Here is a 19,310-nt window from a genome sequence, read left to right as displayed (position 1 = left end):
TTTTTCAAACCCAATTCTGCAACATGAAAAATTTTCTTTGGATTTTCGGAACAGCCCTCCTGCTTGCCGGCGGCTATTCCTGCAAAGGGAAAAAAGACAGCAACGCTACCGACACCACCACAACCACTACGACGACAACGGCACCCACCGCCCCCGTCGAAATTTCGGGTGATGAGCAACTCCGCAAAGGCGTGGCTGACGCAACAAAAGATTACCCTGGCGTAACGGCAACGGTCAACGATGGCGTCATTACGCTGACAGGGTCAATTGAAAAAGACCGCTACATGAACCTGAAGCAGTCGCTCGACGCCCTGCGTCCCAAACAGGTGGTCAATAACTTAAACTATAAATAATCGTTATGGCACTCCAGGATAAATATGCAGAACTGATTAACGCTGCAAAGTCGTCAAGTGTTAGCAACCTGCAGGTTCGCGAACAAAACAACGTATTGTATGTGGATGGTGTGGCACCGAATGGTGCCGCCAAAAACGAAATGTGGGCGATCTACGAAAAAATCGATCCCGATTTCAGGGCAAATGACCTGGTGATGAACGTGACCGTAGCCAACATGCAGGCCGGCCAGCAGGCAAAAGTAACCACAGCCAGTTCCAACCTTAATATCCGTAAAGGACCGGGCACCGACCAGCCGATTGTTGGCAAGGCCGCTCATGGCGAGATCGTGACACTGGTGAGCAAATCTGACGACCAGTGGTGGCAGATCAAAACGAAAGACGGCGAAGAAGGGTATTCGTATGCCCAATATCTTTCGCCATTGACCTAGTCGAAAAAAGCGCCGCAAGGCGCTTTTTTGTTATTGCAGATTGTTGTGAAGCATCTCACTGATCCAAGTAAAAATGGTGAGTAAGCCGGTTCTGTATTCACTATTCACCATTGACCATTCATCCCTAGTCCACACCGTGCATTTTTACGAAATCGGTTACGAGATAGCTGATCAGCTTTCCCGTGATATCGTCTGCCGAACCATCCGCCAGGCGGGTCGCTCCTTCACAAATATGGAGATAGGCTGCCTTTGTATGGGCCGCACACAGGTTTATGTACTGCCTTGCATGCAATGACTGCAGCCCGGCCGGGGTCTTTGCACTGCTTAATACGTTTTGAATGGAATCGAGATCGAGTTCGACCCCGCAATAGGTATCGCTGGTGAATTCGATCGCATGCGTGACGGCCTGCCGAAAGTTTCGCTTCTCATGAATGAAAATGTCTTCATAGGTAATCACATCCAGAAAAGGATTGTTGACAATGTCAATCCAAACATTCTGCGGCAGGTAGTTTTCATGAATACCGATCGCACAGTATTTCTGCAAAAAACCGTCTTCTTCTGCGTAGCGAAAACCGTTGCCGCTGTGCCGTCCCTCGGAAGGCCGGTAATCTGTATGGGCATCCAGGTTGATCGCATTGATCTGCGGAAGAGGAATGATTTGGGCAGCATGCAGCCCTTTGGCAGCGCCTTTGAGTAAAGGGTATGCGTTGTTGTGGCCCCCGCCAATAACAATGGGTGTTTTTTCTTCCGCAACCAGCAATTTCACCAGGCTTTCCACCTCTTCGTCGATCGCGGTAACGGCGTGGCGATAGGCTTCAATTTTTTCATCGGTATTGGATGCATTCTGGTCAATGAGCTGTTGGACCTCGGAGAAATCGAAATGCCCGATGACGGCAATGTCTTCACCGCGTAAAAAATCATTGCTCTGGCAGTTGAGAAAGGCCTGCAGAAATGATGCCCATGCCGTACTGGTGCCTGCCTCGCCGTGATTGGCCTGTACCCCAATGTCTTCGGGTATGCCCAGCACAACGTATTGCGCCTGGAGGTTCTTCACTGCCTGCACAATATCGCCTTCCTGCAAAACGGTTACCTGCTCTCCTATTTTCGTTTCAAAACGACGGACCTGGGTACGTGAAAGAACATCACTTTTCGTATACCGTTTGAAATGGGTAAGAGTCATCCTTCTAGGTAATTTAGCCACGGACCACACGAATCCGGTACGCGAATTACTGCATTTTTTCCGTTGTATAGACGAATTGCACAACCTTTTTGTGCCCTAAGTCCATTCCCCATTCACCAGTACTTTGTCAACCAGGTTGCTGCCGAAAGCGTAAGGAAGGTAGGCAAGCGAGGGCACCGGTTTTGTAAGGATCAGGTTTGCTTTTTTGCCAACGGAAATGCTCCCGACCCGGTCTCCGAGTTCCATGGCATAGGCCCCGTTGAGTGTCGCCGCGTTGATGGCTTCTTCCGGCAGCATGCGCATTTGCGTGCAGCTCAACGAAACGACAAAATTCATGTTACCCGAAGGCGATGATCCGGGATTGTAGTCGCTGGCTAGGGCCACCGTGCAACCGGCGTCGATTAATTTGCGGGCCGGCTGGTAGTTCATGCGCAAAAAGAACGCGGCCGACGGCAAGAGCGTGCAAACGGTTTCCGGCGAGGCAGACAGCAGTTGGATTTCTTCTTCCGTCAGGGTTTCGAGATGATCCAATGACAGTGCGCTGCTTCGCAGGCCGGCCTCGATACCGCCAATACTGTTCAACTGGTTGACGTGCAATTTGGGCTTTAAACCGTAGGCTTTGCCTGCACGGCAGATCTTTTCCATTTCGGCCGGCGAAAAAAATCCGTCCTCGCAAAATACGTCGATATAGTCCGCCAGTTTTTCGGCCGCTATCGCCGGAAGCATTTCCTCGATGAGCAAGCGGATGTATTCGTCCCGGTTTTCCCTGTATGATGCCGGAATGGCATGGGCGCCTAAAAAAGTTGCTTTGACCGGAATGTTTGCTTTTTCTTTCAAGCGCTTGAGCACACGCAGCATCTTCAGTTCGCCCTCTACCGTCAGGCCGTAACCGCTTTTAATTTCAATGGCGCCTGTGCCAAGGGCAATGACTTCTTTTAAACGGGCAAAAGCGGCCGTAAACAGATCGTCCTCGGAGGTGTCGGCCAGCTTTTTAGCCGAATTCAGGATTCCGCCGCCTTTCGCGGCAATATCGGCGTAACTCATCCCTTTAATCTTGTCCACAAACTCCTGTTCCCGGCTACCGGCAAACACAAGGTGGGTATGACTGTCGCACCAGCAAGGCAGAACCAGTTGACCTTCGCAATTATAGTGTTCCTGAAAATCGTTTATGGCATGGGGTATTTCATTCATTTGCCCGTAACCGGCGATGCAGTCGCCTTCAACAACGAGGTAGGCATTGTCAATGACCGGCAAATACGCCAACTGGTTTCCACGCAGCGGTTGCCAGGAATCACGTACGCCGACAAGTTGTTTAATGTTGGTGAATAGAATAGCCATGGTAGAGAAACCGCGGTAATGAAATTTGCAGCGCTGGCGAAACTAACAACATTTCGCAAATTCCATTCGCTGGCTACACGAACTGCCTGCCTGTATTTCGTTACCGGGCTGTAACGCCTGTAGCAGAATTCTCTGCAATTTTCCGCAGGAAGGGAAAGACATCCGATTGCGAAAGAATGGTAAATTCGGCGGCCGTATTGCTTTTCCCCACCTTGATGGTATATCCTTTATCGTTCAGTGCACGGAACATGTCTTCATCGGTTGTGTCGTCGCCGATGCAAAGGATAAAATCGGGCTGAAGCAATTTGTAAATATTCATTGCGGTAGCGCCTTTGTCCACGCCGATCATGCGAACCTCCAGCACCTTGTTTCCGTCAATGATCTGGAGCGGTGTATTGGCTGTCAACTGCAGCAGGCTGTTACGCAGCTCCCTCGACCGGCTAAATCCAAGTTCCGCATGGGTGTTCCGGTAATGCCAGGCCAGTGTGCTTTTCTTCTCTTCGATAAACGAGCCTGCGCAGCGCTTGACAAATAAATCCATCAGGGGTCGGATCCTCTCCTTCCATTCCGCCGACATGGTGGCCTGCTCTTTCCAGTCTTCGCCTTTCAGCCGCACGGCAGCACCGTGCTCCGCTACAAGAATTACCGGCAGGTGTCCCAGCCATTTCTCCAATGTTTCCGCATCCCTTCCGCTGATCACAACCACTTCGTTCCGGCTGTCGTCTGTCAGGTCATGAAGCATATTCAGCAGGTCGTTCGTAGGCGTTGCCATCGCCGGCAGTTTTTGTATCGGCGAAAGTGTTCCGTCGTAGTCCAGCAGGATACAACGCTTTTTTGCCTGTAAGAAATCTTCGTGGATTTTGCGGATGTTTTCTTCTTTTATCACGTGTGCTTTCATGGCTGCCTGCTGGGCCTTGATATCCTGCAGGTTGGTTAAAAAATCATTGATCCATTTTTGTACATCATATTCTGCAATCCGGCGCTGCATGTTTGAAAGACGGGATCGCTGCTCGATCAGGTGCATGGTCAGGGCCGTGTCGATGGCATCGGCCACTTCTTCGGTGTCGGTCGGGTTGACAAGCAAGGCTTCACTCAGTTCGTTGGCCGCACCGGTCAGTTCACTTAAAATCAACACGCCTTTATCGATGCAACTGGCCACATACTCTTTGGCGACGAGGTTCATGCCGTCGCGAAGCGGCGTAATGAGCGCTGCATCGGCTACCTGGTAAAGTGCGCAAAGTTCATCAAACTGCAAATGGTTGTACCGGTAAATCACTGGCTGCCAATGGAGGCTTGATAATTTGCCGTTGATGGTGCTGACCTTTTCCTCGATCATTTTTTTCCGTTCGATATAAGCCGGGATCAAATCCCTGGATGGAACGACATTGAGGATAAAAACTACCTTTTCCCTCCAGAAGGGATATTTATTCAAAAATTCCTCGTAGCCGTCGAGGCGGTATTCCAGACCCTTGGTATAGTCAAGCCTGTCAACGGAAAAAAGGATTTTTTGGTTGTAAAACCGGTCTTCCAGTTTGGTTGCAACGGCAACGGTCAGGTCATCGGTGATGGCATTACGGAATTTGGCATAATCGATCCCGATGGGGAAAAGCTCACACTTGATCAACTGGCCTTTGTATAAAATATTCGTGAACTGGTTTTCCACCCGCAAGATCATTTTGCACGACTGGATGAAATGCTGCACATAATCATGCGTGTGGAAACCCACAAGGTCGGCACCCAAAAGACCGTTCAAAATTGCCCGTTTCCATTTGGTGGGAATCAGGCGAAACAATTCATACGACGGAAACGGAATGTGCAGGAAAAAGCCAATGCTTGCATCGGGGAGTTTCTCCCGTAAAAGCTGCGGCAGCAGCATTAACTGGTAATCGTGCACCCAAATGACATCGCCGGGACGGTATATTTCAATGATCCGTTCAGCGAATAGCTGATTGATGCTGCGGTAGGAATCAAAATGTTCTTTCCGGAACTGGACAAGGGAAGGGAAATAATGGAAAAGCGGCCAGATCGTTGAATTGGAAAAGCCATTGTAATAATCATCATAAACCTTTTTGTCGGGAAAAAGCGGTTCCACGGTAAATTCATGGGGCATTTGACTTCGCTGCACAACCGTATTCCATTCTTCTTCGGTACCATCCATGCATCCGATCCAGAGTTTTTCTGAAAACCCTTCATCCTGAACATCGGCCTTTTCAAAATAACTTTTGATGGCCGAGACCAGGCCGCCGGAGCTTTGACGCACAACGGCTTCATCTCCCGTATTGTCAATGGAAAACGGCAAACGGTTCGATATGACCAGTAGTCTGCTCATGAATGGAAATCGTTTGCCTTTTTTGTCCAAAAATTAGACCAGCGTGGACGGTTTTCCTCTGGCGGTCGGTGAGGAACTTGTTTTCAAAAAGCAATAAAGAAGCGTTTTGCAGGTCATTGACCGAAACAGGCTCGTAAAAGGTGACTGAAATGAATTTTGTTACCGCATCGGCGCCCGTTTTTCAATTTTTCATAAAAAAACCGCAGGATTTGCCTGCGGTTTTCTAATTGAAATATAATCTTAGTAAGGTTTGATCACCGTGCGTGGCGTGCCGGATGCACCGGTCCAAACCAGCTTTAGGTAAAAACTTCCACTCGCAGGGCAAGAGGTCGGCTCCCCATTCGCATTGAGGCCGAAGGTGACGGTGGAGGTTCCAAACCCTTCGTGTTTAATTTGCCCGGAGGTCAGCCTGCCGTTGCAATCCTGCCGGAAGGTAACCGGCTCCTGGATGGCAGTGGTAAAAGTGTGACCGAGGCGGTTGGTGCCCCATTCGGCCAGGTTGGTAGCGCTTCCCACTGTACCGGTTCCGCTGATCCGTAAAACAACACCATTATTAAAGGTAAAGGTTCGCTTGCGTGCAATATGCCAGGTGCGTTGTGTATTGTCGTCAAAGGAGATGGACATGTTGTCGCTGGTGATCGTGTGTACGATACTTTGCAGGGTGGGCAGGTTGATCAGCAATCCGCCGCTCACATTCGTGACGGTTTGTGTACCGTTGATGGTGATCGTTTTGTTGTCGCTGATTCGTTTCAGCTTCAGGCTTTGAAAACTGATGGAAATGGCGGCACCCGCATTGCGCCAGCGAAGTCCTTCCGGAATTGAAATTTTAATTGAACCGGTCCGGTAAAATGTTCCTGCGCAATTGTTGCCATTGAATGTCACGGTAACGGTTCGCGGAACAGAAACGGTATCGGCAACAATGGTGGTACCGCAGGCGCCGGCCATTCCCGTTGTACCGGCTGTTTTACCGCTTAGAAAGGCCGATGTTTCAATCGCAGCAACCGCTTCGTTGTCGGCTTCATCCACATTCGACGAAACATCATTGTAGTCATCGGAATGAGTTTGCATTTCAGTGCTGGCCTGGTCATCGCTGCTGGCCTGGGTTTCTTTTTTACACGAAGAAAATGCGGTTAGAAGCGCCAATGTGGCGATAGACAATAGACGAACGTTCTTTTTCATAGAGTGGGTTTAGTGGTTTGAATAGGCCATAGACCACCGGCCTCGTTCATAGTTTAATGAATTGTGGAGTTTATTTGCAGACAATGATAAGATGAAATAAGGTTACCTGCAAGGCAAACAGAAAACTTCCTGAAAAAGAGCGGTATGTGTGCACTAACTACAGAAAGCCACTTGTGAATGATTCCACGTTCGCCATACCTCACGCTATTTTATATAAGACTGTTTAGATAAGATTGGTCCTCTCCTGGATTATCGTTTCAAGAACGAGGTCATGCCTGGCCGCTGTTTCCTTTGCAGTTTCGTATCCGGCATCCGCATGACGGACAACACCGAGGCCGGGGTCATTGCGCAACACCCTGCTCAATCTTTTCGCCGCTTCGGCGGTACCGTCAGCCACGATCACCATTCCTGCATGGATACTATAACCCATGCCCACGCCGCCGCCGTGATGAAGGCTAACCCAGCTTGCACCTCCGGCCGTATTCAGCAGAGCGTTCAGGATCGGCCAGTCGGCCACGGCGTCGCTTCCATCGAGCATGCCTTCGGTTTCGCGGTTAGGCGATGCGACCGAACCCGTATCGAGGTGATCGCGGCCAATCACGATGGGTGCCTTCACCCGTCCTGTACGTACCAACTCGTTAAAAGCAAGGCCGGCTTTTTCCCGTTCGCCCTGGCCCAGCCAGCAAATGCGTGCGGGCAGTCCCTGGAAAGAAATTTTTTCTTTTGCCAGTTTCAGCCAGCGGTGCAGGGATGCATTTTCAGGGAAAAGCGCAGCAACAGTTTTATCAGTCTCCGCAATGTCGGCAGGGTCGCCGCTGAGAGCCGTCCACCGGAATGGGCCCTTTCCTTCACAAAATAGGGGACGAATGTAAGCCGGTACAAAGCCGGGAAAATCAAATGCATGTTTCAATCCCCTCTCCTGTGCACGGGCTCTTATATTGTTGCCATAGTCGAAGGTTATTGCGCCGCGTTTTTGCAATTCGAGCATGAGCTCCACATGGCGATACATGGAGTCGAACGCATAGTCAAGGTATTTTTCTTTTGATTCCTCGCGAAGGACGATGGCTTGCTCATACGAGATCTGGTGTGGCCAGTAACCGGTCAGGGGATCATGCGCCGAGGTTTGGTCGGTCAGCGTGTCGGGAACGATGTTGCGGTCGACAAGTCGTTGCAGCAGGTGAACGGCATTGCACCGAACGCCAATGGATACTGCTTCACCTTTTTGTTTGGCAAGCAAAGCCCTGTCGATGGCCGCATCCATGTCGGTTTGCTTTTCGTCGAGGTAAGCTGTTTGCAGCCGTTTGTCAATTCGCCATTCTTCCACTTCGGCGATCAACGCCACGCCGCCGTTCATCGTAATGGCAAGCGGTTGTGCACCGCCCATACCCCCGAGTCCGGCCGTGACATTCAGCGTTCCTTTCAGGCTGCCGCCAAAATGTTTGTCTGCTACCGCAGCATAGGTTTCATACGTGCCCTGCACAATGCCCTGCGACCCAATGTAGATCCAGCTACCCGCGGTCATTTGGCCATACATCATCAGGCCTTTTTTCTCGAGCTCGTCAAAATGCTGCCAGTTGGCCCATTGCGGCACCAGTTGCGAATTGGAAAGGAGAATACGCGGCGCATTGGGATGCGTTTTAAAAATTGCCACCGGTTTCCCGCTCTGGATCAACAGTGATTCATCGTTTTCGAGAATTTTCAATGCCGCCAGTATTTTGTCAAGTGCGTCGAAGTTCCGGGCGGCTTTACCACGTCCTCCATATACAATCAGTTCATCCGGTTTTTCGGCAACGGCAGGATCAATGTTGTTGAGCAGCATACGTAAGGCGGCTTCCTGTATCCAGCCCTTGCAGGACAGCGTGGCGCCGGTCGGTGTTTTATACTTGACGGCATCGTAGGCCGCAGATGTGGTGTGGAGCATAGCAGGCAATTGAGAAACGAATTTAGCCGTTTCACCGATGATGCAGGTCAAATTTGCCCCCTGCCCGAATCAGGGCTGTTAAACGTCGGGAGGCTAACGGCAAACTCGCTTACTTTTGCCGCAAAAAGAACGCTTGCAATGGACGTAAAAAACAACATCCTCGAGACAATCGGCAACACACCGCTGATACGGCTGAACAAGATCGTCAAAGATCTGCCGTGCGAGGTTTATGCAAAGGTCGAATATTTCAACCCCGGCAACTCCACCAAAGACCGCATGGCACTGAAGATGGTAGAAGTGGCCGAACAGGAAGGCAAATTAAAACCTGGCGGTACCATCATTGAATGTACATCCGGTAATACAGGAATGGGACTGGCACTGGCAGCAGTGGTGAAAGGTTATCGTTGTATTTTTACGACTACCGATAAACAGTCGCAATCAAAAGTGGACATCCTCCGGGCTCTTGGAGCGGAGGTGATCGTTTGTCCAACCAATGTGGAGCCCGATGATCCGCGGAGTTATTATTCTGTTGCAGCCCGCCTTAGCCGCGAAATTCCCAATTCATTTTTCTTTAACCAGTACGATAATTTGGCCAACCGCCTGGCACACTACGAAACGACGGGTCCGGAACTCTGGCAGCAGACCGATGGTCGCATAACGCATTTTGTGACAACGGCCGGAACGGGCGGCACAGTTACCGGGGCGGCGCAGTACCTGAAAGAACAAAACAAGGATATACAGGTCTGGGCGATTGACGTTGTCGGCTCCTTGCTGACAAAATACTTCCGTACCGGCGAAATCGATATGAACGAAGTGCGGCCCTATATCTCGGAAGGTTTTGGCGAAGACTTCGTACCTAAGAACTATGACATGAGTGTCATCGACTATTTTGAACAGGTGACAGACAAGGATGGTGCGGTGATGGCCCGCAAACTGGCCAAAGAAGAAGGCCTGTTTTGCGGATACAGCTCCGGCAGTGTGCTACAGGGATTGTTCCAACTGAAAGACAAACTGAAAAAAGACGACGTGGTTGTCGTGTTGCTTTGCGACCACGGAAGCCGGTATGTGGCCAAAGTGTACAACGATCAATGGATGGCAGAGCGGGGTTTCTTTGATGTCAAATGTTTCAAGGATGTCATTAATTCACGGGGTCGCCAGCGGTTGATCACCGTCGAGTCGACGCAATCGGTGTCTGAGGCTGTTGACCTGATGCGCAAATACGATATTGAACACATACCGGTTGTAAAGGCTGATGGCGAAATGATTGGTTCGATCAGCGAAGGCGGGTTGTTTCAAAAAGTCTTTACCAATCCCGATATCAAAACAGAGCGAATCGATAGGATCATGGAAAAGAATTTTCCCATCGTGGCATTCGATACACCGGTGGAAAAACTGAGCACCTTGATCAACAAGGAAAACGGTGCCGTGCTGGCAAAAGACGATAGCGGCAACTATCATATTGTGACCAAGTACGACATTATCCAGGCGCTGGCATAGCAGCTTCTCGGTAACCGATTGTGCAACCGCTACCAAAACGGTCATTCAAAAAGCCAATACAACAGGAGTTCCGATTTACGGAACTCCTGTTTTTCTTACATGGCTGCAGTCCTGTTGCGTAGAATTACGAATGGTTGATGCGTAAACGCCGAAGTGGTTTGTAGCGCTGTTCCCATCCGTTGCGTATTTACCATAGAAAAAAGAACGGGCAAAACCGCCATTGTCAGCAGCAACAATGCGGACTACTTTTGTTGCAGAAGTTGATTGATAGAAGAACGATCCAATATCTTTGAAACATCACCGATCCAATATCCAACCGTCCAGTAATTTTTTTCCAGATCCTACGAAAAACCAGCGGTGAAATACCTTATCAATCAACTTCGCCTTTTAAGGCTTCTGTCGAAAAACCGTCTCTATCCAGCATCGTTTTCAATCTGTTCCTGCGAAAAACATCACCCTGCCTACGCACCTTCTTGCACTCCATTCCTGTTTTGCAAAAAATCCTTCTGTTCGCAAAAACGGAGGGATTTTAATTTTGAAAACTTCCCTTCGGAATTCTTTTTCCCGGCATTACCTTCGCGACGCTGAAAGTGTTCGTCAACGGTTCACGATACGTTTCCGTCATGTACATTATACACTAAGGCTCAAACCCTTATTTTTGGTCTTTCTTAGAATAACCAACAAAGACAAATGGAAAAAAAAGTAAGCAAGATTGGCGTGCTAACTTCCGGTGGTGATTCACCGGGCATGAACGCCGCCATTCGTGCCGTTGTTCGTACAGGAAATTATCATGGATTGGAAGTCTTCGGGATCATGCGCGGCTACCAGGGTTTGCTCGAAGACGATATCTTCCGCATGGAAAACCGCTCGGTTGCCAACATTATCCAGCGTGGCGGTACTATTCTGAAAACGGCCCGTTGCAAAGAATTCAGAACGCCTGAAGGAAGAGACCGGGCCTACCAAGTTTTGAAAGGCCGCGGCATCGACGGCTTGGTCATTATCGGTGGCGACGGCTCGTTCCGTGGTGCCGTGGAGTTTAGCGCGGAATACGACATTCCCTGTATCGGCCTGGCCGGTACCATTGATAAAGACATTGCCGGCACCGATTTTACCATTGGTTTCGATACGGCCGTCAATACAGCCGTGGAAGCAATCGACAAGATCCGCGATACGGCCGATGCGCATGACCGTCTTTTCATCATCGAGGTGATGGGTCGCGACGCCGGCTATATTGCCCTGCACAGCGGCATCGCCTGTGGTGCCGAAAATATTTTAATCCCGGAACAAAAAACTGATATCGAAGCCGTTGTTCAGTCGCTGCAGGAAAAAGAGCGCCGAAAAAAACTGGTGAACCTGATCGTGGTGGCGGAAGGTGATGAATTTGGCGGTGCCAACGAAGTGGCCAAAGTGATCAAGGAAAGGCTGCCCAATATCGAAACAAGGGTTGCCATCCTCGGACATATTCAGCGCGGCGGTGCACCAACCTGTCTTGACAGGCTGATTGCGAGCCGGATGGGTTACCATGCAGTGGAAAGCCTCATTCACGGCCGGCACAATGTGTTTGTGGGCATTACCAACAACCGGATGAACTATATTCCGCTGGAGCAGGTGCACAAAAAGAAAGGAAAGATCAGTCCGGAATGGATGAAGATCGTGAAGATCCTGGCAAGCTGATTTTTTTGATGGGAAACATACAAACGGCAGAAACTTTCTACCTTTCAGCAGTTCTTTCGCACATTGACTTCCGGCGCCGATGAATGCAAATCGAACGTCAACGGACACCGGCAAACCGAATTTCAATAACTAAAAACCGCCTATCCTTCGGGGTGACAGGGAAAACTATGAGCAACAGTATTGATAAGTATTTGCACAAGCAGATGGACAAATCTGCAGGAATTGAACACACACACCATCGCACCAAAATCGTTGCTACGGTAGGTCCGGCCTGCGACACCTACGACCAATTACTGGAACTGGTGAAATGTGGTGTCAACGTTTTTCGTCTGAATTTTTCGCACGGCGCACACGAAGACAAAAAGCGAATCATCGAACACATCCGCCAGATCAACAACACCGAACCGTATAACATTGCCATCCTCGGCGACCTGCAGGGACCCAAACTTCGCGTAGGTGAGATCCAGGAAGGCGGCCTCGATGTTAAAAGAGGCGACATCCTGACCTTCACCAACGAAAAGCTGGTGGGAACGATGGAGCGTATTTATGTATCCTACCCCAACCTGCACGAAGATGTCCGCATCGGCAACAAAATCATGATCGATGACGGAAAAATTGAAGTGATCGTTAAACAGGTACTGCCGAATAACGACGTCCAGGTAGAAGTGTATTTGGGCGGTAAGATCACGTCTAAAAAAGGAATCAACCTGCCGGATACAAAAATTTCCCTCCCGGCCCTGACAGAAAAAGACTACGCCGATCTTGAGTTTATCATTGACCAGCAGCTCGACTGGGTGGCACTGTCCTTTGTCAGAAATGTAAATGATCTCGTCATCCTGCGGCAGAAGCTGAAAGAAAAAGAAAGTAAAACAAAGATCATTGCCAAAATCGAAAAGCCCGAGGCATTGACCAATATCCGCGACATCATCGTGGAAAGTGATGGAATCATGATTGCTCGTGGCGATTTGGGCGTGGAACTGCCGGTTGAACAAATTCCGCTGATCCAGCGTAACATCATCCGCAAATGTCTTCACCGTGCCAAGCCGGTGATCGTGGCAACACAGATGATGGAAAGCATGATCGATCGCAACAAACCCAACCGGAGCGAAATCACCGACGTTGCCAATGCCGTTCTGGAAGGCACCGACGCCGTGATGCTGAGTGGTGAAACAGCGACGGGACAAAACCCCAAGCTGGTCGTGGAAACGATGCGCAAGATCATCATGGAAGTAGAACGCACCGAATACCGTTACAACCTGGAAGAAGTGTTGACGCCGCAACCGCACTCGCCTTCCCTTTTGAGTGACGCCATTTGTTACAATGCCTGTAAGCTGGCCGACGATGTGCAGGCCGATGCGCTGATCGGGATGACCCAAAGCGGTTACACAGGATTTATCCTGAGCAGCTACCGTCCGAAAGCGCCACTATATATTTTCACCAAGGAAAAATCATTGGTGAACCAGTTGAGCCTAAGCTGGGGCGTGCGGGCTTTTTTCTACGACGAAGAAGAAGGTTTGGACGATATCATTTTCGACCAGATCAACATCCTGAAAGAACGCGGCTTTTTGAAACCCGGTCATGTGGTTGTCAATACAGGTAGCACGCCGGTGGCGCTGCACCTTCCCACAAACGTGATCAAGGTTACCAAGGTTGAATAAGGCCGGAATGTCTTTCGCCACATATAAAATTGAAAAACCTCCCTTTCTGGGAGGTTTTTCAATTAAGATCAAGCGGTCTTCTGTATGCATTTTTCCGAAAGTTGCCGTTCCACCCTTACCTGTTTTTCGGTTCCCCTTCCTCCCCTACATTTGCCACACAAATTTTAGCTTGCAATGGACTTTCAATTGACCGAAGAACACCAAATGATTCAACAGGCAGCACGGGATTTTGCCCTGAACGAGTGCCTGCCAGGCGTCATCGAACGTGACGAGAAAATGCAATTTCCCCGCGAACAGGTCGAAAAGCTGGCAGACCTTGGATTCCTGGGCATGATGGTCAGCCCCGAGTATGGCGGTGCCGGCCTGGATACAGCGAGTTATGTTCTGGCGATGGAAGAAATCAGTAAAGTGGATGCAAGCGTCAGCGTGTGCATGAGCGTGAACAACAGCCTCGTTTGTTTTGGCCTGGAGGCCTATGGAACGGAAGAACAAAAAAGAAAATACCTGGTGCCGCTGGCGCAGGGCAGGAAGGACGGCACACTGTACATCGGTGCGTTTTTGCTGAGCGAGCCCGAAGCCGGCAGCGATGCCACTTCACAACGGACAACCGCTGAAGACATGGGCGACCATTACCTGCTGAACGGCACCAAGAACTGGATCACCAATGGTGGCACGGCTTCGGTTTACCTCGTGATTGCACAAACCGATCCTGCCAAGGGTCACAAAGGGATTTCCGTCTTTATCGTAGAGAAATCCTGGCCCGGCGTTGTGGTGGGTGGGAAAGAAAATAAACTTGGTATCCGTGCCTCCGACACGCACAGCATTCTCTTCAACGATGTAAAAGTGCCCAAAGAGAATATGATCGGTGAACCGGGTTTTGGTTTCCGGTTTGCCATGAAAACGCTTTCCGGCGGCCGCATCGGCATCGCCTCGCAGGCGCTTGGCATTGCCAGCGGAGCCTACGAGCTTTCGCTGCGGTACTCCAAAGAAAGAAAAGCCTTCGGTACCGAAATTTCGAATCACCAGGCCATCGCGTTCAAACTTGCTGATATGGCAACCCGTATCGAAGCAGCCCGCCTCCTCTGCCTGAAAGCTGCATTTGAAAAAGACCAGGATAAGGACTATACGGAGAGTGCCTCAATGGCAAAGGTCTTTGCTTCGGAAACCGCTATGTGGACGACCGTGGAAGCCGTGCAGATACACGGTGGCTACGGTTATGTGAAAGAGTACCATGTGGAACGCCTGATGCGTGATGCCAAGATCACACAGATCTACGAGGGAACAAGTGAAGTGCAGCGCATTGTGATCAGCCGGTCTATTTTGAACAAATAAATTACAAGTCAGTTTTTCAGATGGTGAGGAGTGCGTGTTTTTCACACGGCTACTCACCATTCCCTGTTCGCTTCTCGCACTGATTGTACTCGGTTACAATCTTCATCAGCACCTCCAGTCGCTTTTCCTTGACAAGTGAAACCTGGTGATAATAATAGCCTTCTTTTTTCTCCCTGATCTTGCGGGCCAGTTCGTCACAATCGCTAACCAGCAGGCTTGCTTTCTGATCAAAGCCGGGAACGAATTTGCTTCCTGTGCTCGCATGAACGAGGTCGTTTTCCTCGCCGGGCAGTTGCACATAATATTCCGGTTCGTAGCGTACCGAGGTTTTGTTAACCGTGTGTTTCTGCATATGCTCATACAACCGGATGCGACCATCTTCCGGCGTCATCCTGCGCATGAAAAATAACTGGCGGCCAAGCGGAAGTCCGTCTTTTATTTCTTTCAATTCATATGTTTCGGCACCGATGGTGAATGCCCGAACAGAGGACAGGGAGAATTGCATCGGCTTTTCGTCGCCATTCATGAATAGCTTAACCGGGCTGCCCAACACGTTGTCGGTTTGAACAATCAATTTGCCGGTAATCGATTTTCCGTTGCGCAGATAAAGTGTGCCGTCAATGTTCCGCAGGCTGTTGGGCGAGGAATAATAGGACAACGTACGGCAGGAAACGGAACTAAGGAGCACGAATAAAATCAACCCATAGAATTTCATACAAAAGCAGGAAAGATTGAAAAGCTTGTTACAACTATTTTTGCAACATTTACATTTGTTTGCAATGTACATCAGCACGGAAAATTACACGCGGATTTGTGAAGAGGTCGGGAAGAGGAATGCGCAACTGGTTGCGGTGAGCAAAACAAAGCCGGTCGAAGCGATACAGGAATTGTACGGGCTTGGCCACCGGGATTTTGGCGAGAATTACGTGCAGGAACTGGTCGAGAAGCAAGCCCGTTTGCCGCAGGACATCCGCTGGCATTTTATCGGTCATCTGCAAACGAATAAAGTCAAATACATCGCTCCTTTCGTTCACCTGGTACATGGCATCGACAGTTTGAAGTTGTTGAAAGAGGTGAACAAACAGGGGCAAAAGTTCAATCGTACGATCCCCGTTTTACTGCAGGTTCACATTGCCCGGGAAGAAACAAAGTTTGGATTTGACGAACGGGAACTGGAACAAGTTCTCTCCAACGAACCGGCGCTTCAACAGATGGCCAATATCCAAATTAGCGGTTTGATGGGCATGGCTTCTTTTTCCGACGATACAGCACTGGTGCGCCAGGAATTTAAAAACCTGAAACGCATTTTTGACCGGTGTCACCAAACCGGTGTTGCCCATACTGATTTCCGGATTCTCTCCATGGGAATGAGTGGCGATTACCACATTGCACTGGAGGAAGGCAGCACGATGGTGCGAATTGGAAGTCTTTTATTTGGCAGCCGATGAATAGCTGAGCTGGCATTATTTTTTAAACAGGTTGTGAAAATCGTAGTATGAAAAAAAGCATTCTTTTATTCTTATCCGGATTGTACTCAACAGTCCTTCTGGCCCAGGAAGACGCCAAAAAAATTGATGTGAATATTAATTCCAAAGGAGATAACTGGTATGCCTCACCCTGGGTGTGGGTGGTTGGTGCTGCCGTATTTATTCTGCTGCTGGTTGCACTGACCCGCAGCGGCCGGAGGGACTAAGCATAGTAAAAAAGAAAAGAAGAAAAAAGTGCTGCGTTCTGCAGGCTTGTCCAGATGGAAACCAACCGGGATATTCCCTGGTTTCCGCTGCTGAACAAGCAACTTTTTTCTTCTTTTAATTAATCTTTTAACTCTTGCCTTTTCATCCAGTATTCCAAACGCTTCAATTGAGTCTTGCTCATCACCAAAATATCCTCTTCTGTCGTTCTGGTAACGTAAAGAAGGTAACAAATCAAAAGGATCAAAAGGACGAAAAACCACACAGGAAACATAACCTCATTTTTTTAAAGAGGTCCAAACATTGTTCCAGATGTATTCCGATTGGTGAAAAATGCGCAATCCTGACCCAAATCACGAGTTATACCGGCAAGTTGGGGAAAAACGCCAACAGCATACCGGTTATTCCTTCCCGAATGTGCTTTTCATCACGCGAAGCATTCCTTCTGCCGACCAGGTTGGCGAAACGATCATCCGGCGAACGGTGTAAAGCGGCTCTTCGGGATCTCTCTTGGTTGAAAGCTGGAAGGCCAGTTTAAATCCACGCTTACGAATTTCGGGAATGCCGGCCTTGGACCAGATGCCGAATGGATAAGCGAAATAATGGATCTCTTTCCCGCTGATCTCCTCCAGTTTTTTCCGGGTATCCACCAATTGCAAATCCCAGTCGTTGTCGATCGTCTTTTTCGAGTCGCGGTCGATATGGGGGGTCGTCAGGTATTTGTCTACGCGGTCGTGGCGCCAGGTGTGGCTGGCAATCACGTGACCTTCATCCGATAGCTGGCGGATCTGCTCTTTGGTCATGTACCGCGGTCGGTTGATGGAAATGGTCATGATGAAATAAACCGCCTTGAAGTTGTATTTGTCCATTTCCGGCTTGGCAATGGAAAACTGCTCTTCGTCGGTGTCGTCAAACGTGATCATGAACGGTTTGGGAGGAAGCGGTGCGCCATAAACCAGGTAATTATAGAGCTGGTCGGGCAGAACAGAATGATAGCCACTGTCTGCAAGGATTTTCATCTGGGCTTTAAACGATGCCGGTGTCACTTCGTAACCGCTACTGGCACGGGCGGGCATTTGCAGTTCGCGAATGTGGTGGTAGCAGAGGATCGGCACCTGTGGCCGGGCCATGATGGTGGCAGCATCGGCCGGTTTTTGGTTGGCGTAAGAGGTGGTATCGACAGCCGTGCTGTCTTTACCCGGAGCGGACGCTGTTTTTTTCGTCGCGATACCTGTCGTATTTGAATTGGTACAGGCAGTCAGGTAAAGCGCTGCGAACAACAGAAAATAGTTTTTCATACTGTGCATTGGTTAAGCCGCAAAAATGCCGTGAAAAGCGGAGAAACCGAATTTTTTTTAGCCGGAATGGTATGATTTAGCGATGTTTTTGCACACCCACTTGCCGGCAGTAGGCAAGCACGGGACAAGTGGAGCAAAATGGGGCGTGTAAAACGCAGATATGCTTTCCAAACGGCATGAGAAGGCGGTTCACATCGATCCACTTTTTTTCCGGTACAATCGCCTCGAGGGCCTCCATTGTAGCTTCGGGGGTCCGGGTTTCTACCAACCCCCAGCGGTTGACGACCCGGTGCACGTGCACGTCAACGCTGATGCCCGCCGCTCCCGTTGCCACGCCAAGGGCAAGCTTTGCACATTTCGGCCCCACGCCTTTTAGTCCTGTGAGTACCGTGTAATCTGCCGGCAGCTCTCCCCCATATTGCTCGATCGCAACGTTTGCAATACCCAGCATGGTATGGACCTTTTGCCCGGGAAATTGCGAACCGGTAAGAATCTTTTCCAGTTCGCCGGGAGACATTTCCGCTAAGGCTTCCGGTGTGCGGGCCCTGGCAAATAGCTTTTCCGAAAGCGGTATTGTGGTTTCGTCCAGCGTACGAATAGAAATGATGCAGGAGATCAACTGTTCAAACAGGGAGGTGTAGCCCCTTTGGTAGAGCTCAAACATCGCTGCTTTGGGAAAGGGTTGAATGGCTTTTTCAATCCGGCGCAGCATATCTGCCAGAGCAAAGGGCTTTTTCATGAGTTTATCTTTTGGAGCAGGTCATCTAGAAGTGCGACCTGTGCTGGGTTAATCTTTTCCTTGGCGTCGGCAATGCTGAACCAAGCCGCTTTGTCCACTTCGGGAATCGAAATCCATTTTCCCGATTTAGAGGGATATTCCAGCCGGAATGTATTGGACACGATGTTTTCGTGATCGACTTCTCCCTCTACCGCCCAGGCATATACCAGCTTGCCGCTTTTCTGCTGCACGGTTTTCAGTTCAACAAATTGCCCAGTCACTTCCTGCCCCGTTTCTTCCCTAAATTCACGACGGGCAGCCTGCAACGGCTCTTCACTGTCGTTGAATTCTCCCTTCGGAATGCTCCAGGCACCAGTTTCCTTTCCTTTCCAAAACGGACCACCCGGGTGTACCAGGAAAACTTCCACCGCCTTGTTCTTCTTTCGGTACACCAGCAGCCCTGCACTCTTTCGCGTTGTCATTTTTAAGGCTCGTTAATCGGTTGGTCGCTGGCCTGCGAAGGATCGCCGTCCACTTTGCCTTTGGCTCTTTGCGTGTCGGCCACCACATTTTCAACTCGTCCTTCATTTTCTTCTTCACCGGGTGCTTTGTCTACGCCCTGCCGGTCGCGGTGCGGCCCTGCCATCTGGCTGGGATTGTTCACCTTCTTTGTTTTGTCGTTTTCCATTTTAACGTATTTGCCCAAATCACTGA

At 49.8% G+C, this 19,310-nt stretch carries 18 protein-coding genes; 8 read left to right on the top strand and 10 right to left on the bottom strand.

Features of this window, described 5'->3' with window-relative positions:
• Positions 1-23: 23 nt before the first annotated feature.
• Positions 24-353, top strand: a complete 330-nt coding sequence (locus D6024_RS12460) for a hypothetical protein (RefSeq protein ID WP_121354962.1) — start codon at positions 24-26, stop codon at positions 351-353.
• 5 nt (positions 354-358) lie between these two features.
• Positions 359-781: an SH3 domain-containing protein gene (locus D6024_RS12455; protein ID WP_121354961.1), complete on the top strand. Its 423-nt coding sequence runs from the start codon at positions 359-361 to the stop codon at positions 779-781.
• Between the two features lie 124 nt (positions 782-905).
• On the opposite strand, the gene D6024_RS12450 is transcribed toward D6024_RS12455, so the two are convergent.
• The 5 genes from D6024_RS12450 to hutU all read right to left on the bottom strand — a co-directional run bounded on the left by D6024_RS12450 (position 906) and on the right by hutU (position 8,728).
• Positions 906-1,961: a formimidoylglutamase gene (locus tag D6024_RS12450; RefSeq protein WP_121354960.1), complete on the bottom strand. Its 1,056-nt coding sequence runs from the start codon at positions 1,959-1,961 to the stop codon at positions 906-908.
• Positions 1,962-2,057: 96 nt separating this feature from the next.
• Positions 2,058-3,299, bottom strand: a complete 1,242-nt coding sequence (gene hutI, locus D6024_RS12445) for an imidazolonepropionase (RefSeq protein WP_121354959.1) — start codon at positions 3,297-3,299, stop codon at positions 2,058-2,060.
• 100 nt (positions 3,300-3,399) lie between these two features.
• Positions 3,400-5,628: a bifunctional alpha,alpha-trehalose-phosphate synthase (UDP-forming)/trehalose-phosphatase gene (locus D6024_RS12440; protein WP_121355356.1), complete on the bottom strand. Its 2,229-nt coding sequence runs from the start codon at positions 5,626-5,628 to the stop codon at positions 3,400-3,402.
• 240 nt (positions 5,629-5,868) lie between these two features.
• Entirely contained in the window at positions 5,869-6,807 is a 939-nt protein-coding gene (locus D6024_RS12435; RefSeq protein WP_162944734.1) for a hypothetical protein, read from the bottom strand.
• Positions 6,808-7,030: 223 nt separating this feature from the next.
• On the bottom strand, positions 7,031-8,728 hold the full coding sequence (gene hutU, locus D6024_RS12430) for a urocanate hydratase (protein WP_121354957.1): 1,698 nt from the start codon (positions 8,726-8,728) through the stop codon (positions 7,031-7,033).
• Positions 8,729-8,866: 138 nt separating this feature from the next.
• Between hutU and D6024_RS12425 the strand changes: the two genes are divergently transcribed.
• The 4 genes from D6024_RS12425 (at position 8,867) to D6024_RS12410 (ending at position 14,889) form a co-directional block, all read left to right on the top strand.
• Complete coding sequence (locus D6024_RS12425; protein ID WP_121354956.1) at positions 8,867-10,225, top strand: pyridoxal-phosphate dependent enzyme; 1,359 nt, start codon at positions 8,867-8,869, stop codon at positions 10,223-10,225.
• Positions 10,226-10,915: 690 nt separating this feature from the next.
• On the top strand, positions 10,916-11,899 hold the full coding sequence (gene pfkA / locus D6024_RS12420; RefSeq protein ID WP_121354955.1) for a 6-phosphofructokinase: 984 nt from the start codon (positions 10,916-10,918) through the stop codon (positions 11,897-11,899).
• Between the two features lie 167 nt (positions 11,900-12,066).
• Positions 12,067-13,557, top strand: coding sequence for a pyruvate kinase (gene pyk / locus D6024_RS12415; RefSeq protein WP_121354954.1), 1,491 nt, complete (start codon positions 12,067-12,069; stop codon positions 13,555-13,557).
• Between the two features lie 174 nt (positions 13,558-13,731).
• Entirely contained in the window at positions 13,732-14,889 is a 1,158-nt protein-coding gene (locus D6024_RS12410; RefSeq protein WP_121354953.1) for an acyl-CoA dehydrogenase, read from the top strand.
• A 49-nt stretch (positions 14,890-14,938) separates the two neighbouring features.
• Here the strand turns inward: D6024_RS12410 and D6024_RS12405 are convergent, their stop codons facing one another.
• Positions 14,939-15,604, bottom strand: a complete 666-nt coding sequence (locus tag D6024_RS12405) for a hypothetical protein (RefSeq protein ID WP_121354952.1) — start codon at positions 15,602-15,604, stop codon at positions 14,939-14,941.
• A gap of 64 nt (positions 15,605-15,668) precedes the next feature.
• Here D6024_RS12405 and D6024_RS12400 point away from each other — a divergent pair, with 64 nt between their 5' ends.
• Together D6024_RS12400 and D6024_RS12395 are read left to right on the top strand one after the other, a co-directional pair.
• Positions 15,669-16,337: a YggS family pyridoxal phosphate-dependent enzyme gene (locus tag D6024_RS12400; RefSeq protein WP_121354951.1), complete on the top strand. Its 669-nt coding sequence runs from the start codon at positions 15,669-15,671 to the stop codon at positions 16,335-16,337.
• A 47-nt stretch (positions 16,338-16,384) separates the two neighbouring features.
• Complete coding sequence (locus D6024_RS12395) at positions 16,385-16,582, top strand: hypothetical protein (protein WP_121354950.1); 198 nt, start codon at positions 16,385-16,387, stop codon at positions 16,580-16,582.
• Positions 16,583-16,981: 399 nt separating this feature from the next.
• Here D6024_RS12395 and D6024_RS12390 read toward each other — a convergent pair whose 3' ends face one another.
• The 4 genes from D6024_RS12390 to D6024_RS12375 form a co-directional block, all read right to left on the bottom strand.
• Entirely contained in the window at positions 16,982-17,878 is an 897-nt protein-coding gene (locus tag D6024_RS12390; RefSeq protein WP_121354949.1) for a polysaccharide deacetylase family protein, read from the bottom strand.
• A 76-nt stretch (positions 17,879-17,954) separates the two neighbouring features.
• On the bottom strand, positions 17,955-18,617 hold the full coding sequence (locus tag D6024_RS12385) for an endonuclease III domain-containing protein (RefSeq protein ID WP_121354948.1): 663 nt from the start codon (positions 18,615-18,617) through the stop codon (positions 17,955-17,957).
• Positions 18,614-19,078 carry an NUDIX domain-containing protein gene (locus D6024_RS12380; protein ID WP_121354947.1) on the bottom strand — a complete coding sequence of 155 codons (465 nt, stop codon included), beginning with the start codon at positions 19,076-19,078 and terminating at the stop codon, positions 18,614-18,616. Before D6024_RS12380 ends, D6024_RS12385 begins: the two co-directional genes overlap by 4 nt.
• 2 nt (positions 19,079-19,080) lie before the next feature.
• Entirely contained in the window at positions 19,081-19,284 is a 204-nt protein-coding gene (locus D6024_RS12375; protein ID WP_121354946.1) for a hypothetical protein, read from the bottom strand.
• Between the last annotated feature and the right edge of the window lie 26 nt (positions 19,285-19,310).

The organism is Flavisolibacter nicotianae, from assembly GCF_003628535.1.
GTDB classification, from domain to species: Bacteria; Bacteroidota; Bacteroidia; order Chitinophagales; family Chitinophagaceae; genus Flavisolibacter; species Flavisolibacter nicotianae.
The sequence above is the reverse complement of the archived record's forward strand: the minus strand, read 5'-3'. Positions and strand labels throughout refer to the sequence as shown.

Excerpts from the sequence above, each read along its gene's own strand:
- D6024_RS12435 (WP_162944734.1), bottom strand. The coding sequence starts at position 6,807 with ATGAAAAAGAACGTTCGTCTATTGTCTATCGCCACATTGGCGCTTCTA.
- D6024_RS12460 (WP_121354962.1), top strand. The coding sequence starts at position 24 with ATGAAAAATTTTCTTTGGATTTTCGGAACAGCCCTCCTGCTTGCCGGC.
- D6024_RS12440 (WP_121355356.1), bottom strand. The coding sequence starts at position 5,628 with ATGAGCAGACTACTGGTCATATCGAACCGTTTGCCGTTTTCCATTGAC.
- D6024_RS12450 (WP_121354960.1), bottom strand. The coding sequence starts at position 1,961 with ATGACTCTTACCCATTTCAAACGGTATACGAAAAGTGATGTTCTTTCA.
- D6024_RS12405 (WP_121354952.1), bottom strand. The coding sequence starts at position 15,604 with ATGAAATTCTATGGGTTGATTTTATTCGTGCTCCTTAGTTCCGTTTCC.
- pfkA (WP_121354955.1), top strand. The coding sequence starts at position 10,916 with ATGGAAAAAAAAGTAAGCAAGATTGGCGTGCTAACTTCCGGTGGTGAT.
- pyk (WP_121354954.1), top strand. The coding sequence starts at position 12,067 with ATGAGCAACAGTATTGATAAGTATTTGCACAAGCAGATGGACAAATCT.
- D6024_RS12455 (WP_121354961.1), top strand. The coding sequence starts at position 359 with ATGGCACTCCAGGATAAATATGCAGAACTGATTAACGCTGCAAAGTCG.
- D6024_RS12410 (WP_121354953.1), top strand. The coding sequence starts at position 13,732 with ATGGACTTTCAATTGACCGAAGAACACCAAATGATTCAACAGGCAGCA.
- D6024_RS12425 (WP_121354956.1), top strand. The coding sequence starts at position 8,867 with ATGGACGTAAAAAACAACATCCTCGAGACAATCGGCAACACACCGCTG.
- D6024_RS12380 (WP_121354947.1), bottom strand. The coding sequence starts at position 19,078 with ATGACAACGCGAAAGAGTGCAGGGCTGCTGGTGTACCGAAAGAAGAAC.
- D6024_RS12390 (WP_121354949.1), bottom strand. The coding sequence starts at position 17,878 with ATGAAAAACTATTTTCTGTTGTTCGCAGCGCTTTACCTGACTGCCTGT.
- D6024_RS12395 (WP_121354950.1), top strand. The coding sequence starts at position 16,385 with ATGAAAAAAAGCATTCTTTTATTCTTATCCGGATTGTACTCAACAGTC.
- D6024_RS12400 (WP_121354951.1), top strand. The coding sequence starts at position 15,669 with ATGTACATCAGCACGGAAAATTACACGCGGATTTGTGAAGAGGTCGGG.
- D6024_RS12375 (WP_121354946.1), bottom strand. The coding sequence starts at position 19,284 with ATGGAAAACGACAAAACAAAGAAGGTGAACAATCCCAGCCAGATGGCA.
- hutU (WP_121354957.1), bottom strand. The coding sequence starts at position 8,728 with ATGCTCCACACCACATCTGCGGCCTACGATGCCGTCAAGTATAAAACA.
- hutI (WP_121354959.1), bottom strand. The coding sequence starts at position 3,299 with ATGGCTATTCTATTCACCAACATTAAACAACTTGTCGGCGTACGTGAT.
- D6024_RS12385 (WP_121354948.1), bottom strand. The coding sequence starts at position 18,617 with ATGAAAAAGCCCTTTGCTCTGGCAGATATGCTGCGCCGGATTGAAAAA.